This is a genomic window from Nocardia sp. CA-119907, from assembly GCF_050955995.1.
Taxonomy (GTDB): Bacteria; Actinomycetota; Actinomycetes; order Mycobacteriales; family Mycobacteriaceae; genus Nocardia.
Map to the genome: position 1 here is coordinate 7,668,377 of NZ_CP192091.1, position 15,676 is coordinate 7,684,052.

General features: G+C 65.7%; 17 protein-coding genes. 7 read left to right on the top strand and 10 right to left on the bottom strand.

Annotated elements, in window-relative coordinates; genetic code table 11:
- The 6 genes from octT to ACQP2D_RS34500 form a co-directional block, all read right to left on the bottom strand.
- Positions 1–735, bottom strand: coding sequence for a diglucosylglycerate octanoyltransferase (gene octT, locus ACQP2D_RS34475; RefSeq protein ID WP_433685849.1), 735 nt, complete (start codon positions 733–735; stop codon positions 1–3).
- A gap of 481 nt (positions 736–1,216) precedes the next feature.
- The gene (locus ACQP2D_RS34480; RefSeq protein ID WP_433680117.1) at positions 1,217–1,876 is read right to left on the bottom strand and encodes a histidine phosphatase family protein; all 660 of its coding nucleotides are present in this window, start codon (positions 1,874–1,876) and stop codon (positions 1,217–1,219) included.
- Positions 1,873–2,310, bottom strand: coding sequence for a ribosome silencing factor (gene rsfS, locus ACQP2D_RS34485; protein WP_433680118.1), 438 nt, complete (start codon positions 2,308–2,310; stop codon positions 1,873–1,875). The genes ACQP2D_RS34480 and rsfS overlap by 4 nt, the downstream gene beginning before the upstream one ends.
- A gap of 1 nt (position 2,311) precedes the next feature.
- Entirely contained in the window at positions 2,312–2,953 is a 642-nt protein-coding gene (gene nadD / locus ACQP2D_RS34490; protein WP_433680119.1) for a nicotinate-nucleotide adenylyltransferase, read from the bottom strand.
- Between the two features lie 48 nt (positions 2,954–3,001).
- Positions 3,002–3,682, bottom strand: coding sequence for an RsiV family protein (locus ACQP2D_RS34495; protein ID WP_433680120.1), 681 nt, complete (start codon positions 3,680–3,682; stop codon positions 3,002–3,004).
- Positions 3,683–3,747: 65 nt separating this feature from the next.
- Positions 3,748–4,527: an RsiV family protein gene (locus tag ACQP2D_RS34500; protein WP_433680121.1), complete on the bottom strand. Its 780-nt coding sequence runs from the start codon at positions 4,525–4,527 to the stop codon at positions 3,748–3,750.
- A 531-nt stretch (positions 4,528–5,058) separates the two neighbouring features.
- On the opposite strand from ACQP2D_RS34500, the gene ACQP2D_RS34505 reads away from it, so the two are divergent.
- Complete coding sequence (locus ACQP2D_RS34505) at positions 5,059–8,508, top strand: protein kinase domain-containing protein (RefSeq protein ID WP_433680122.1); 3,450 nt, start codon at positions 5,059–5,061, stop codon at positions 8,506–8,508.
- 450 nt (positions 8,509–8,958) lie between these two features.
- Here the strand turns inward: ACQP2D_RS34505 and ACQP2D_RS34510 are convergent, their stop codons facing one another.
- Positions 8,959–9,423, bottom strand: a complete 465-nt coding sequence (locus ACQP2D_RS34510) for a MarR family winged helix-turn-helix transcriptional regulator (protein ID WP_433680123.1) — start codon at positions 9,421–9,423, stop codon at positions 8,959–8,961.
- A gap of 145 nt (positions 9,424–9,568) precedes the next feature.
- On the opposite strand from ACQP2D_RS34510, the gene ACQP2D_RS34515 reads away from it, so the two are divergent.
- Positions 9,569–10,411, top strand: coding sequence for an SDR family oxidoreductase (locus ACQP2D_RS34515; protein WP_433680124.1), 843 nt, complete (start codon positions 9,569–9,571; stop codon positions 10,409–10,411).
- Positions 10,412–10,681: 270 nt separating this feature from the next.
- Here the strand turns inward: ACQP2D_RS34515 and ACQP2D_RS34520 are convergent, their stop codons facing one another.
- Positions 10,682–10,894, bottom strand: a complete 213-nt coding sequence (locus ACQP2D_RS34520) for a DUF397 domain-containing protein (RefSeq protein ID WP_433685850.1) — start codon at positions 10,892–10,894, stop codon at positions 10,682–10,684.
- Entirely contained in the window at positions 10,884–11,792 is a 909-nt protein-coding gene (locus tag ACQP2D_RS34525) for a helix-turn-helix domain-containing protein (RefSeq protein ID WP_433680125.1), read from the bottom strand. Before ACQP2D_RS34525 ends, ACQP2D_RS34520 begins: the two co-directional genes overlap by 11 nt.
- 312 nt (positions 11,793–12,104) lie before the next feature.
- On the opposite strand from ACQP2D_RS34525, the gene ACQP2D_RS34530 reads away from it, so the two are divergent.
- From ACQP2D_RS34530 to ACQP2D_RS34540, 3 genes are read left to right on the top strand one after another with little or no spacing between them, the layout of a single operon-like run.
- Positions 12,105–12,398: a hypothetical protein gene (locus tag ACQP2D_RS34530; RefSeq protein ID WP_433680126.1), complete on the top strand. Its 294-nt coding sequence runs from the start codon at positions 12,105–12,107 to the stop codon at positions 12,396–12,398.
- On the top strand, positions 12,398–12,718 hold the full coding sequence (locus ACQP2D_RS34535; protein ID WP_433680127.1) for a hypothetical protein: 321 nt from the start codon (positions 12,398–12,400) through the stop codon (positions 12,716–12,718). Before ACQP2D_RS34530 ends, ACQP2D_RS34535 begins: the two co-directional genes overlap by 1 nt.
- A gap of 10 nt (positions 12,719–12,728) precedes the next feature.
- Positions 12,729–12,971: a hypothetical protein gene (locus tag ACQP2D_RS34540; RefSeq protein ID WP_433680128.1), complete on the top strand. Its 243-nt coding sequence runs from the start codon at positions 12,729–12,731 to the stop codon at positions 12,969–12,971.
- A 183-nt stretch (positions 12,972–13,154) separates the two neighbouring features.
- Here ACQP2D_RS34540 and ACQP2D_RS34545 read toward each other — a convergent pair whose 3' ends face one another.
- A complete protein-coding gene (locus ACQP2D_RS34545; RefSeq protein ID WP_433680129.1) occupies positions 13,155–13,367 on the bottom strand; it encodes a DUF2510 domain-containing protein in 213 nt (70 codons plus the stop codon).
- 75 nt (positions 13,368–13,442) lie between these two features.
- On the opposite strand from ACQP2D_RS34545, the gene ACQP2D_RS34550 reads away from it, so the two are divergent.
- Positions 13,443–14,708 carry a glutamate-5-semialdehyde dehydrogenase gene (locus tag ACQP2D_RS34550; RefSeq protein WP_433680130.1) on the top strand — a complete coding sequence of 422 codons (1,266 nt, stop codon included), beginning with the start codon at positions 13,443–13,445 and terminating at the stop codon, positions 14,706–14,708.
- 84 nt (positions 14,709–14,792) lie between these two features.
- Complete coding sequence (locus ACQP2D_RS34555) at positions 14,793–15,674, top strand: AAA family ATPase (RefSeq protein WP_354960336.1); 882 nt, start codon at positions 14,793–14,795, stop codon at positions 15,672–15,674.
- The last annotated feature ends 2 nt before the right edge of the window (positions 15,675–15,676 follow it).

The following is a 15,676-nucleotide window of genomic DNA, read 5'->3' on the forward strand; positions in this document are numbered from 1 at the left end:
CTACCGAACCTCCTGCAGGGTCTTCACCATCGAATTCGCGACCGCGGTATGCCCGTCCCAGCCCCAGTGGATGCCATCCGGATTCGCCTCGCCGGAGAAGATATTGTCGCGCACCGCTTCCGCGAGATCGACCAGCGGCACCGAGGTCCGCGCCGACCAGGCGCGCAGTGCCTGCACCGCAGGCTCGCGGCCGCTGTGCACGCGTCCATAGGCGGCGCAGTCGTGCACCGACGGCAGCACCGCGACCACGGGCAGATCGGGACGCAGCTGTGCCAGCGCCTCCCGCGACTGCTCCAGGTAGTCCACGCTCACCTTCGGCGGCAGGGCCACGGGGCGACCGAGTTTCGACAGTTTCGGCTGCAGCCAGTTGTAGGTGGCGCGGACTCCGCGGCGCAGCACGGGCGGGCGCACATACCGGATCAGTTCGCGCAGCGCGGTCGGCAGCGGCGAGGGCAACGTATCCATCCCGCCGACCGCGAAAACCACCGCGCCAGCGCGCGGCACCGCGGCCCACACCCGGGGATCGCCGATCAGGGCCCAGTACGCGTCGCGGCAGGTCCAGCCGATCCGGCCGATCAGCTCGACATCCCAATCGAGTTCGGCGCCAACCAGATTGGGCCAGATCCTTGGATGGTCCGCGGGTAGGCCGCCCTTCGGACCGAAGTAGGATAGTGAATCCGCGATCACCAGCAGCACCGGCCGATCCGTCGGCTGCGGCTCATCGGTCGAGGCCAGCGCGGCGGCCGAAACCTCGTCATCGACAACCGATTCCTCGGAATCGACCGGACCGAGCGCGGATCCGACGCCGACAGCTTCGGCAGCCGTGGCATCCGCTGCGGCGGATACAGGCTCGTCCGCCGGGGTTGTTGTCACAGCATCGGCCACGGACTCGACTGTCGATGCGGCAGCACCGACAGTCGCGGACTCGGTCGCGTTGGACACTGCCGCAACACCTTCGGGCGGTTCGCCCGCTGGTTCAGCTGGCTCGGCTCCGCTACCGGACTCGGCCGCAGGGGCGGCTGGCTCGTCGTTGCCCTCGCCGGACTCGGCGGCAACCGGCTCATCACCTTCGGATTCGGACGTCGCCGACTCGGCCGATACCTCCGGCTCGACCTGCTTCACCGGAGGCGGTCCGAATAGCGCATCCGGAATCGCCCGTTCGGGCTTCGCCGAAACCCGACGGAACAATTCGTCCGGTACCTGCCGGATCGGTTCTTCAGAGGACATCCGGGGCCACCTTCGCCGCTGCGTTCCACACATCCAGGCGCCAACCGGGCTGATCAATGCTCGGGCCGTGACTGCTCAGCTGCACCCAACTGGTGTTGGCCAGCCCCCCAAGGGCAGGCCAATTCCGCGGCGGCAGGTCGAGCAGCGCGGCCGTGAGGGCGGCGATCAGCCCGCCGTGCGCCACCAGGATGATAGTCCGGCCGGGCCAATCCTGCCGATCGGCGAACAATTCCCGGACGACGGGCAGCGAACGCGCGCCGACCTCGAGCTTGCTCTCCCCGTTCGGCGGGGTGTAGGCCGCGTCCAACCGCCAGGCCACCCGCGCACCCGGATAGTCGGCGTCGACCTCCAGATGGGTCAGCCCCTCCCAATCGCCGAGATTGGTTTCGCGCAGCCGCGCATCCGGGACCACGGGGAGATCGGTGTGATCGGCCAGCGCCGATGCGGTATCGAAGGCGCGCCGCAGATCGGAGGAGATGATGGCGATCGCATTGCGCGAAACCAGTTCGCGCGCGGCCTCTTTCGCCTGGCGACGGCCGAGTTCGGTGAGATCGGTGTCGATCTGCCCCTGCATTCGATCGGCGGCATTCCATTCGGTCTGCCCGTGCCGCAACAGGACCAGCGTGCGGACCCCGGCATACTTACTCACTCGCGGACGTCCCCGTTTCGCTGTACCGCCGCGGCGTCATCCGCGTCCGCGTGCTTGAAAACCTCACTCCCGGCTGCGATCCCCGGCACCGGCACCGCCGGGCAGTCCTTCCAGAGCCGTTCCAGCGCATAGAAATTGCGCTCGTCATTGTGCTGGATGTGCACCACGACGTCGACGTAGTCCAGCAGCGCCCAGCGGCCCTCGCGGGTGCCCTCGCGCCGGACCGGCTTATGCCCCGCCTCGCGCAATTTCTCCTCGACATTGTCGACGATGGCATTGACCTGACGCTCATTCGGCGCGGAGGCGATCACGAAGCAGTCGGTGATCACCAACTGCTCGGACACGTCGAGCACCACGACGTCGGAGGCCAGCTTCTCGTCCGCCGCGCGCGCGGCGACCTGCGCCATCTCCACCGACTCGACAGATGCGCTCAAATTAACTACCTTCCACTCCCACCGGCACATACAGATGCCGCTTCGATATGTACTGCACGACGCCGTCGGGCACGAGGTACCACACCGGCCGGTTCTCGGCGGCGCGGCGACGGCATTCACTCGATGAGATCGCCAACGCCGGGATCTCGATCATGGTCACCGCGTCGACCGGCAGGTCACGCAGATGCGCCTCGAGATGATCGGTGTTCAGCTCATACCCCGGTCGGCTCACCCCGACGAATTTCGCCAGTTCGAACAACTCCGCCCAATCCTGCCACGTCAGGATGTTGGCGAGTGCGTCAGCTCCTGTGATGAAGTACAGCTCGGCATCGGGATGCTTGGCACGCATCTCGCGCAGGGTATCGACGGTGTAGGTGACCTTGCCCCGGTCGATATCGGCTCGGCTGACCGAGAATCGGGGGTTCGACGCGGTCGCGATCACCGTCATCAGGTAGCGATCCTCGGCCGGGCTGACCTGTTTATCGGCCTTCTGCCACGGCTGTCCGGTTGGGACGAAGATCACTTCGTCCAGTTCGAACCGATTCGCGACCTCGCTGGCGGCGACGAGATGACCGTGGTGGATGGGGTCGAAAGTGCCACCCATCACCCCCAGCTTGCGTCGGCGCCGACCGTTCTCCTGCATGAGTGCCGAGCTTAACCGGTCGGTTCGCCCCGCCCCGGCGTCGGACCGTCAACTGCTGACAACCGCCCGCAGACCTGGCTTCAGCGTCCCGTCGAGTTCGGACCACGGGATCGTGATGTCGATATAGCCGAGCGCGTGCGATGCGATCTCCCCGAGGTAGACGCGCAGACCGTCGGGCATGGCCAGCCAATCCTTGAAGTTCTCCACCGTCGGCTCGATGCGCTCCTTGTCGTAGGAGTTCGGGCCGACCCGCGTCTTCGGAATCTGCACCGCCGCCTGCGCCGACAGCACGTCGAGACCCTTTTGCAGATCGGTGAACAGCTCGGGCAGGGTCAGCGCCTTACCGGTGTCGATATTCGTCACGTGGGTCCGCTTGAAGGTGATCGGATGCAGATAGCCGTCGCTGACCTCTATGCCGAGCACACCGCTGAGCACATGGCCGCCGATATGGGCGACCTCGCTGTTGAACCCCTTCACCTGCTGCTTCTGCGCCGCGTTCCGCAGGAACGGATCGACCTCGGCGCGCATGCCCTCATTGAAATCGGTACGCGCATCGTCGCTGCCACCCGCCACCTGCGGCAGGTCGACGGAGTACCACGGGCCCTCGAGCCGAACCGAGGTCGCGGTGAAGGCCGGTGCCGCCGACGAGTCGGCCCGATCGCCGGACCCGCAGGCCGTGAGCACCGCGAACAGGACGCTGATCAGGACAGCGGCAGCGGTCTTCTTCATTTCGCCTCCCCGAATGGCTCGCGTGCGTGCCCGAGAAGCTACCACCGCGAGCTGTGCCGAGAGCGTCAGCTGCCGACCACCGCGCGCATCCCCGGCTTCAGCACGCCGTCGAGTGCGGACCACGGCACGGTGATATCGATATTGCCCGCGGCGTGCGAGGCGATTTCACCGAGATAGATCTTCATGCCCTCGGGCGTGGCGACCCAGGTCCGGAAGTGCTCGGCCACGGGAGTGAGCTGGCTCTTGCTGTAGCCCGCCGCCCTCGGGTTCTGCTCGACCAGGGTTTGCGCCTGTGTCGAGAGCACATCCAGGCCCTGCTGGAGATCGGTGAACAGATCGGACAGGGTGATCGCCGTGCCGGTGTCGACATTGGTGACGTGCGCGGAGTCGAAGCTGTTCGGATGCGCGGCGCCCGCGCTGTACATGATGGTGACCAGATGTCCGCTGAGCACATGCGCGCCGATGTGCACGACCTGGCTGTCACTACCACCGGTGACCGAATCGCCCGGACCGGAGATGCGGTCGATCCACTCCTGCGCCCCGGCCCGCATCCCCTGGTTGAATTCGGCTCTCGCGTCGGCCTTCCCACCGCTCACCTGGGGTACGTCGAGTTTGTACCCATCGCCCTCGAGGTGCAGGGTGGTCGCGGTGAAGGTGGCCGTTTCATCGGTGCGCGGCGATCCGGCGACCGACGTCGCCGTTGCGGTCGACGCTGCTCCCGCCGCGGACGAGGTCGCGGTAATCGACGACGATCCACCCCCGGTCGTCATCGAATCGTCCGGCCCGCAGGCCGTGAGTACTGCGGCGCTCGCCAGCGCGCCGATAACAGCGGCGGTCTTGTTCATCCGGAACTCCGAATCCACATCGCACCGAGGCGATCTCGGTGTCCCTCCAACAATGCCGATGCCGCCTAACAGTTTTCTTATCGTCGGCAAACGCCCGACGGGCCGAGCCAGCAGGCGGCACCGCCAGCGTCATTCCAGTGCATGCCGGGTAGGTCGGAGGCAATCGCAGATCAACGTCGTTACCCGCTGTGGGCCGCGAATCGGACGCACTGAACGCCACCTCGGCATCACCGTCGTGCAGCCCATTCGATCAGCAGACAGACAAACGGGGCATGCGCGGCGCACGAGCGCCATTTCGGCGGGCGGATACGGCTGGGATTCGGCCCACCTCGTCGCGCCGCAGTTATCCGGCCGATTCGATGGCCGGCGCGCTGCTCCTGTCGTCGCGGCTTATGATCGACCTGTCGGGACCAGCTGGTTTTCGCCTCGAGAGGTGAGTACATGAGTCGCTCGTGGTGCGGTCGGGGCGGCAGCCAGCCGCGAACGCGCGAATATCCGGGAAGTCTGCGCCGATGATCGGTTGAGCGGTCGGTGTCCGAGGGTAATGCCCAGGGGACGCAACGCGACCTGACTTTCGGCATCGCAGCGGAACTGGCTGCGGCCGGGTTGGCCGACGCTCGCGAGATCGGCCGCGGCGCATTCGGCATCGTGTACCGGTGCACCGACTCCGCACTCGATCGGGACGTGGCGGTCAAGGTTCTCGGCTCCACGGTCGATGATGAGGACCGGACCCGCTTCCTGCGCGAACAACGTGCGCTGGGGAAGTTCTCGACCCACCCGAACATCGTCCAAGTGCTGACGACCGACGTCACCCCGACCGGACGACCGTTCATCGTGATGCCCTTCCACCCCAGGGGCTCGCTCGACGCACGGATTCGCGCGGACGGGCCGTTGTCGTGGCAGGAGGTACTGGCCGTTGGCGTGAAGCTGGCGGGCGCGCTGGCGACCGCGCACGCCTGCGGCGTCGTCCATCGCGACGTCAATCCCGCGAACGTGCTGATCAGCGACTACGGTGAACCGCAGCTGGCGGACTTCGGTATCGCGCGTATCGGCGGCGCGTTCGAGACGGCGGCCGGCGTCGTCGCGGGGACCCCGGCCTACATGGCTCCGGAGGTAATACGCGGCGCACCTCCGACGGTTCGCTCCGATATCTACGGGCTCGGCGCGACGCTGTTCGCGGCGCTCACCGGCCACGCCGCGTTCGAGCGCCAGGCAGGCGAGTCGCTGGTGGCGCAGTTCGTGCGCATCACCTCCGAACCCCTCCCCGACCTGCGATCCGCCGGTGTACCGGCAATGGTGTGCACTGTCCTGGAGGCCGCGATGGCCACCGAACCCGCCGACCGGCCGGCCACCGCCCGGGAATTCGGCGAGCGGTTGCGCACCGTGCAGTTCTCCTGCGGACTGCCGGTGGACACGATGCCTGCCCCGGAGTGCGACGAATCCGTCGAAACCGTCTCTGTCGTGGGCATGCAGCCGATCTCGCTGACAAGGTCGACCGCCGCAACCGCGTTGCGGCCGCAATCGGCCCCGACAACCCGGTTCCGTCCACCGACGACACTGCGCCGCCTGGTCGGTCGCCCGCGGTTGCTGGAGATCTTGCGCGAGGGACAATCCAGGCGACTGGTCCTCATTCATGGTCCGGCCGGTTTCGGCAAGAGCAGCCTGGCCGCACAGTGGGCGCACGCCCTCGAAGCGGACGGCGTCCGGGTTGCCTGGTTGGCGATCGCGGAGGACGACAACAATGCCGTGTGGTTCCTGAGCCACTTGGTCGAGGCGATTCGGCAAGTTCGCCCGACGCTGGCGATCGAACTGACGCAGATTCTCGAGGAGCGTTCCGCCGGCGCGGCGCAGCAAGTGATGACGGCCTTGATCAACGAGATCCACGACAATGCGGAGCCCATCGCGGTCGTGATCGACGATTGGCATGAGGTGACCAGTCCCGCGACCCTCGCCGCGATGGAGTTCTTGCTCGACAACGGGTCCCACCACCTGCGATGGATTATCACCAGTCGCACTCGCACCGGTCTTCCGTTGGGGCGCATGAGCGTTCAGGACGAACTGGTGGAAATCGATGAGAGCGCACTGCGTTTCGATTCCGGGGAGGCGACGGATTTCTTGGTCGGTGCGAAGAGATTGCACCTGTCGAACGCCGACGTCGACCGGCTGCGCGCGTCGACGGAGGGCTGGGTGGCCGCGCTGCAGCTCGCCTCACTGTCACTGCGCGGTAAGGAGGATCCCGGGAGCTACCTGGACCAGATCACGGGGCAGCACTACGCCATCGGCGAATACCTGATGGAGAACGTCGTCGGCGCGCTCGAACCGACGATGCTCGACTTCGTCATGCGGACTGCGATCACCGACACCGTCTGTGGAGATCTCGCGGAGGCATTGACCGGAGTTCGGTCCGGGCAGGAACAGCTCGAGGAGGTGCGGCGCCGAGACCTGTTCCTGCGCAGCGTCGATGACGAGCTGCGGTGGTTTCGCTATCACGCGCTCTTCGCGGACTTCTTGCGCCGCAGACTGATCCGGCAGCATCCCGGCTTGCTCGAACAGCTCCATCTGACCGCGTCGACCTGGTTCGCCGAGCACGAAATGGTCACCGAAGCCGTGGATCACGCACTCGCGGCCGACGCCGCCGAGCAGGCGAAACAACTCGTGCAAGAACACGCCGACACGCTGATCGAAGATTCCCGCATGGCCACCTTCCTGGGGCTGATGAAGAAGCTGCCCGCCGAGATCACGGTTGCCGATCCACGGCTGCAACTGTCGGTGGCCTGGGCCAACATCTCCCTCCAGCGCCCCGCCGCCACCCGAGCCGCGCTGGATCGCGTGGACGCGGCACTGGCAACCGCACCGAACGATCGCGAGACCACGGAGCTGCGCATCCAGGCTGATGTGACGCGAGCCGCGGAATACCTGGTGACGGACCGTTTCAAGGATTTCCCCGATACCGCCGTGGCATGGCTGCAGCAGCGGGTACGACCGTTCTTCGCCAGCGTCGCGGCCACCACCGCGGAAGCGGCCGCCTACTATCGTTTCGACTTTGTCGGTGCCCGCCGCTGGCATGCGTGGGCCGAGCCCTACCGGACCCGCATCAACGGCCCGGCCGGCGTGGTATACGGCGCCTGTATCGCCGGCCAAGCCGCCGCCGAAGAACTCGACATCGCCGGCGCCGAGGAACTCTTCCGCTCCGCGCTCGCCCTCGCCAAGAATACCGGCAGCCAATCCCACGCGACCCGGCTGGCCAGCGGCCTGCTCGGCGAATTGCTCTACCAGAAAGGGCAATACACCGAAGCCGCCGAGCTGCTGGCATCCGGTCCCGGCGTGGCGAGCGGCGCCGTGGAATTCCTGATCGCCAACTACGGGACCGGTGCCAGGTTTGCGGCAGTACGCGGCGACCTCGAGGCCGCACGACAACGGTTGGACGAGGGGCAAACGGTCGCGGAGCACATCGTCCTGCCACGGCTGACCGCCCGCGTTTTGAACGAGCGGGTCCGACTGGGTCTGCCGATCACCGACGAAGACCGGCACATGCTCGAGCACCTGCCCGCGTACGAGCGGCAACCGAACCACCCACTCGCGGTCACCGCCGAACTCACCCACGACTCGGCCATTCGTCTCCTGCTCGCCCAACAGTCATCGGCCGCCGCCGAGCGTGCCGCCGCCGACGCCGAACAGATCGTCGCCGAAATCCGTACCCAACCCCGCCCCCGCGCGCTCTTGCAGGCTCAATTGCTGTACGGCGGTTGCCTTTCCGTCGCCGGACAAGCCGATCAGGCGATCGCCTGCCTGGCTCCGGCCCTTTCTCGGTGCGCCGAACTCGGTCTCGTCCGGATGGCCGTGGACAGCGCCCCCGCGCTCGCGCCGGTCGTGGAAGCCCTGCTCGCCGCCCCGGAGGCATCCGACCAGCCACCCCGGCCCTTCCTGCGACAGATCCTGAAAGAGGTCGATGGAATCAGCGAGCGGACATCTCACGAATAAGCCGCCCCGACCTTGTCAGCGACAAGACCATCCACCGCGTCCCGTAGCGCAGTACACACCGAAACCTGTAAAGCCTTGCCCGGGAAAGAGATTCCGCAAATCGATCGGAAGTCCGGACCGCGAGTGCAGGGAACGGCTCGAGACCCGCACCCCGCAGGCCACCGACGGCGGCGACGAGGCGGATCGGTGTCTGTCATCGGCAAAGCGTCCCGCACACCCAATGACTATCGCGCAGAACATATACCGTCTGCGCGATAGTCACTGTGTATGCGGCAGCAGTCTCCAGACTGGTGACGAGGCCCCTTGGGGTGGTCTCGGCAACAATGACCGCGCGATTTTGGGTCCGTCGGCGTTTATGAGGCATGCGGAGTTGAATCCGATTCCGGCTGCGGCGGCGGGCCATGACCGCCGATGCGTGAGTCGACGCGCTGGGCTGCGGGCGATTCGTCGCTACGGTGATTCGGTATCTACGGGCGGGGTCTGTGTCGAGGTGATCAGTCGGAGCAGCGTGTTCAGGTCGTGACGCTGGCGTGGGCTGAGTACGTCGAGTGGGGGCACGGTGCTGAAGGCGAGGTCTTCCAGGGTTTGCCGTATGCGCTTGCCGGTGGCGGTCAAGGTGAGCATGCGTGCTCGCCGATCGGTTTGGTGCGGCTGCTTGCGAAGTAGGCCCTGCGACTCCAGACGGTCGACGGTCCCCGAGGTGTTGGACAGGTCGGCGCCCAATCGTGCCGACAGATCCTTGAGGGTGAGGGGGTCGGAGAGTTCACGCAGCACCTTCGCTTGCACCGGCGTCACGCCCGCTTGGGCTGTGGCTGCGGCGAAGTGGGCACGCACAAGCCCTACCGCCTGCTGAAGCGCTTGGACCAGCTCGGCGTTGCTGGGGTTCGCGTCGGCGCCGGTTGGTTGCTGACTCATGTTTCTCACCGTAGCGGTGTCCGAGAATTGGTGGTGGTTGACCACCATATTTCGCTGTGATAGACATACTTTCATAAAGTGGTGGTAGACCACCACTATCACGTTCCGGCGTCCCGGAACGCATCCAAACTCGAGAGGAGCGCGCATGGACAAGCATTGCGTCGTTGTCACCGGAAGTACCCGCGGTCTTGGATTCGCTTTGGCTGATGCGTTTCTCGAGGCGGGCTGCGCGGTTGTGGTGTCGGGGCGAACCGAGAGCGCGGTCGGCGAATGCATCGAGAAGTTGCGCTCGACGCACCCGAACGCAATGGTCACCGGGGTTGCGGCCGACGTCGGCTGTATCGAGGACGTGAAGGACCTATTCGCGGCCGCCACAGCCGCGTTCGGCCGGGTCGACCTGTGGATCAACAATGCCGGAATCGGCACAAACCCCGTACCTTTGGTCGAACTGACGGCGACGGAGATAGCCGACGTCGTTGCGGCGAATCTCACCGGCACCATGAATGGCTGCGTCGTCGCGCTTGCCGGAATGCGGAAGCAGCAGACAACCGGTCAGATCTTCAACACCGAGGGTTTCGGAAGTAACGGCATGAAGCGCAATGGCATGGCGATCTACGGTGCCACCAAGCAGGCGATTCGCTATTTCACCCGGTCCGTGATCAAAGAGGTCGCGGGCGGCCCGGTCCGCGTCGGCACCATCATCCCCGGGATCGTCGTCAGCGACATGCTGGCCGAGCAGTACCGGGCGGCCTCGCCCCGCAGACGCGGGCTCTACTCGGCTTTTGCCGATCTACCCGAAACCATCGCGGCGGACCTCGTTCCGCGGCTGCTCACGAACCAGGAACACGGCGCCGTCATCTCCTGGTTGTCACCGGCCGACATGGTCGGACGGGCGCTTCGACCCAAGTACAAGAAGCGCGGGCTGTTGGCGGCACTTGATGCTCCATCGGAAGACAGCGAGCGCGTCGGCAGCGGCAACCCGGGCTGAAACGGTAACGACCTCAGTCCATTACGGGTCGGACCGAGGTCGTTGACTGTGATCGTTTCGGGGAGGCTGTTACGTGATGGGACGGGTGAACTCACGGTCTTGCATGCCTGCCGCGAAGGCATCCCACTCGCCGGGAGTGAACACCAGTGCTCGCAAGAACTGGACCTACTGAATCACGATGCCACCTTCACACCCTGGCTGAAACGATAACGGCCCCAACCCGTTACGTGTCGGATCGAGGCCGTCATTTGTGGTTGATCAGGGTGGTTGTCAGGCGGTGGGACGGGTGAACTCACCGTCTTGCATGCCTGCCGCGAAGGCATCCCACTCGCTGGGAGTGAATACCAGTGCTGGGCCGGTTGGGTTCTTCGAGTCCCGAACGCCGACCTTGCCGCTGTCGAGCCATGCCACCTCGACGCACTGCCCGCTGCCTTCGCTGTAGCTGCTCTTGAACCAGTTCATCCCGGATAGGTCAACGTTCACCACGTTCGTGCTCCTTCGCCACCTGCCGGAGCAGGTTTCTGCTTTCCACCTCGCCCAGACATGTATCCCGGATGGCCGAAGCAAGCTCGGCATAGAATCGCACGTCCTCGGGCTTCTCAAGATATACGTCCTGGGCCGCTCCGCCGTCGATGAATACCACTGGAGGCTCGAGGAGTTCACCTTTGGCAACACGCTCGAACTCCAGGATGATGAACGAGCTGTAGGGCGTCCCCCAGGTCAAACCTGCGCTGAATGGATGCATCCGCACCGTGATGTTGGGTCGCTTGGACATCTCGGCGAGATGTTTCAGTTGCGCGGCCATGATGCTCCGGCTGCCGATCACGCGGTATAGCACCGACTCGTGCAATATCACGTCCAGCTGGATTGGGTTCGTCTTGCGTGTGACGAGGGCTTGCCGTTTCAGTCGGTGCTCAACGCGCCGATCGACGTCGTCGGGGCTGGTGAACATGGGGACCGCGGCGATGATTGCCCGTGCGTAGTCGACCGTCTGGAGCAGGCCAGGAACGTGTTGCTCGTGGTAGGTGGTGAGTCGGCGTGCAGACGCTTCGAGGCCGACGTACATGTTGAATGCGGTGCTGTACAGGCCGCCGTAGACGTGGTGCCAGCTCTTGGCTCTGCCTTGCTGGGCGAGGTCGACGGCGGCCTTGGTGTCGGCGGCGCCGACGTCGTAGACCTCGCATAGCGCCTGCACATCCTGTCGGCGGACCTTCTGAATCTGTCCGGTCTCGATGCGCTGAAGCACGGCTCTCGAAAGGTCGACCAATTTGGCGGCTTCGGCGATGGTGAATCCGGTTGCTTCGCGGCGTTCACGAAGGAACCGTCCGAGCTGGCGGCGCGGCAGGGTTGATGACGGGCCGTCCTCTTCGGTGCTGGTCACGGGGTCTCCTGGAATCGAGTCACGTCGGATCGGAAACTGAGCCTGTTCTTACTGCAGAACCGAGCCCCGTTCTGGCGTTATGGAGCAATCGCAATCGAGTTCTCGTTTCTGCTGCTGTCTATCGGTTGCTGATGCTGTGCTGTGGGCGGCGCTCGAGATGGGAATCGTTGAGGTACAAGGCCTATTCGACCGCCACCCCCGCAACTCCATCGACCGAAGGCCTGGAGCGATGACGAACAATCAAGTGGCAGAATCACATACAGAAAGATTCGACGCGCCGAAGGCGGTTGGATTTGTCCGCGGTGACGTGACGTGTCCGGACTCGCAACACCCCGACACGCGAACGCCGTAACGCAGCACGCCCGGCTACTGGGCTACCAGTACGTTTACACGGTACGGCCCCCGCAAGACACTTCCGATCCGATCGGGTACGCCCTCGGGATCGCCGCCGGGCTGGGTGTGGCCGCGATCGTGGTCTACGACCTGGCTCAGGTCGACGATCAACCAGCGCGGGTGTGTGAGGATTTCGATCTCGAAACCGTTTGTCCCGCAACCACATGGGCGAAGGTCGCATGCCCGGCCATCGCCGAGACGGGGGCGGCGTGATGCGCGAGGACACGATCGTCACGCCGCCGAGAGTTTGCCGGTTTGCCGATATCGCGTTGGCCCATGAGCAGATGCCCGAGCATCGCGCCTGTCGGATCGGGCGGTGCGTGTGGAAAGCGGCGGCGTATTACACCCTGATAGAGGCGGGTCGCCTTGCGCCACAGTCGTTGACGCCGCGTGAGCGCGCTGCCGCACGTGGGCTCGAGTTTCCACCGCTCGACAGTCAGGTGCTCGCGGGCGGAGGGCCGACGTTGCAGACCCTGTGTGAGGTGCTGGACAAACTCTCTCTCGCGCGACCAAGCGCGGGCGGGGACGGGTAGACAGTCCGGCATGAGCGAGCATCGCACCGAAGTGGACGGGTGGCAGGCGCTCTGGTGTCTCGACTACCACTGCATCCGAATGATGCTGGTACGCAACCTCTTCGACTCGGAGCCGCTGATGTCGGCCGCGAGTTGGGCCACCGCGCCCGACTTGGTGCAGATGCGCGAGCGGTTCCCGGAACTGTCGCGGTTGTGGGACGCGGTACGCCACGAGTATTGGACGCAATCCCTATCCCCCCAAGAGCATTCATAGGGCAAGATCTGACCGCACTGGGTTTGCGCTATCAACCGAAGAAGATGAATCGGTGACCGGCGTCGACGTGATCGGGCGGTCGGAACTCGCCGACTCCGCTATGTCGATGATCCGGTACCTCAATCCGTCGTAGCCGATTCGATCGCTGTGGATCCGGGGGACGCGTTGGGGCAGTGTCGGTGGTCAGTGCGTCCGCGGCTGCGTATGCGGCGTCCACTGCTGCCCGTCGAACCAGCGCACGACGCCGGGGTTCGCCGGATCCGGATACCACCCCGGTGTCATCGATGGTCCGGGATGGTTCGGTCTGCGAGATCCGGACTGCACGATGAGCAGGACCAGCCCGACGACCACGCCGACGACCACCAGTGCCACGATCAAGAGCAGCAGGAGTCCCATGCGGCAAGTATGGACGAGCCGCCGGTTCGCGCCGTGGCTGGAACCGCTTTCGCACCGGTCAGTAGGCTGTCACCTATGACGGTAGGGACGACGACCGGCCAGGATATCCGCGAAGCGGTGCACGACGCGGCGCGGAAGGCTCGGGTGGCTTCGCGGGTGCTGGCACAGCTGACCACGGCGCAGAAGAACGAGGCGCTGCACGCGGCCGCCGATGCGTTGCTCGCGGCGGCCGATACCGTGCTCGCGGCCAATGCCGAGGACATCGCGACGGCGCAGGCGGCGGGCACCGAGGAGTCGCTGCTGGATCGACTGCGGCTGACCAAGGCCCGCATCGACGGGATCGCTTCCGGCTTGCGCCAGGTCGCCGGGCTGCCCGATCCGGTCGGGGTGGTCGTGCGCGGGTCGACGCTGCCGAACGGGCTGGAGATCCGTCAGGTCCGGGTGCCGCTCGGCGTGGTCGGCATGGTCTACGAGGCCCGGCCGAATGTCACCGTCGATGCGTTCGGGCTGGCGCTCAAATCCGGTAATGCCGCACTGCTGCGCGGTTCCTCCTCGGCCGCGCAGTCCAATGCCGCGCTGGTCGAGGTGCTGCGGGAAGCGCTTGTCGCACAGGGCATCCCGGCCGATGCGGTGCAGCTGCTGCCCAGCCACGACCGCTCCAGCGTGACCCACCTGATCCAGGCCCGGGGCCTGGTCGATGTGGTGATTCCGCGCGGCGGCGCCGGGCTGATCAACGCCGTGGTCCGCGACGCGCAGGTGCCGACCATCGAGACCGGCACCGGCAATTGCCACGTCTACGTGCACGCCGCCGCCGATCTGGAGATGGCCGAGCAGATCCTCATCAATGCCAAGACCCGCCGTCCCAGCGTGTGCAATGCGGCCGAGACGGTGCTCATCGACGACGCGATCGCGGCCACGGCGGTGCCCCGGATGATCGAGGCACTCGAACGGCACGGCGTCACCGTGCACGGTGACCTGCCCGGCCTGGTACCCGCCAACGATCAGGACTGGGGCGAGGAATACCTCACCCTCGACATCGCACTCAAGGTGGTCGAGAACCTGGACGCGGCCGTCGAGCACATCAATACCTGGGGCACCGGCCACACCGAGGCCATTGTCACCGGCGAGCTGGCCGCGGCCCGCGAATTCACCAGCCGCGTCGACGCCGCCGCCATCATGGTCAACGCCTCCACCGCCTTCACCGACGGTGAGCAATTCGGCTTCGGCGCCGAGATCGGCATCTCCACCCAGAAACTGCACGCCCGCGGCCCGATGGCACTGCCGGAACTGACCTCGACCAAGTGGATCGTCTGGGGCGACGGCCAGATCCGTCCGGTCTAGATTTCGTGCGGTGTAAGAACCGCTGAGCGCCTGCTCCGGAGCCTGCCGTAGCGTGAAGGGTGGTTTCGAGGGAAGGACGCAAGGGTGGCTACCGAAAGCGCAGTGCAGGAGCCGATCTTCACATCGGTCGACGATGTGATCGAACGGCTTGCCACGACCGGATACCTGGCCGATAAGGCGACGGCTACGTCGGTATTCCTTGCCGACCGGCTCGGCAAGCCGCTGCTCATCGAGGGTCCGGCCGGTGTCGGCAAGACCGAACTGGCCAGGGCGGTGGCGCAGACCGCTGGCGCGGAACTGGTGCGCCTGCAGTGCTACGAGGGCGTCGACGAGGCCCGCGCGCTGTACGAGTGGAACCACGCCAAGCAGATCCTGCGCATCCAGGCATCCAGTGAAAACGACTGGGAAGAGACCAAGGCCGACGTCTTCACCGAGGAATTCCTGCTCTCCCGACCGCTGCTGACCGCGATCCGGCGCGCCGATCCGACCGTGCTGCTCATCGACGAAACCGATAAGGCCGATGTCGAGATCGAGGGGCTGCTGCTCGAGGTGCTCAGCGATTTCGCGGTCACCGTGCCCGAGCTCGGCACCATTACCGCCAGCCGCAAGCCGTTCGTGGTGCTGACCTCCAATGCCACCCGCGAACTGTCCGAGGCGCTCAAGCGCCGCTGCCTCTACCTGCACCTGGACTTCCCGGACGAAGAACTCGAGCGCCGCATCCTGGCCAGTCGGGTTCCGGAACTGTCCGCCGCGGTCGCCGCCCAGCTGGTGCGGATCGTGCACGTACTGCGCGGTATGCAGCTCAAGAAGCTGCCGAGTGTCGCCGAGTCGATCGACTGGGGACGCACCCTGCTCGCGCTCGGCATGCAGGATCTCGACGACACCACCGTGCGCGCCACGCTGGGTGTCGTGCTCAAACATCAGGCCGACCACCAGCGCGCGCTGGCCGAGCTGAAGCTGGCCTGATC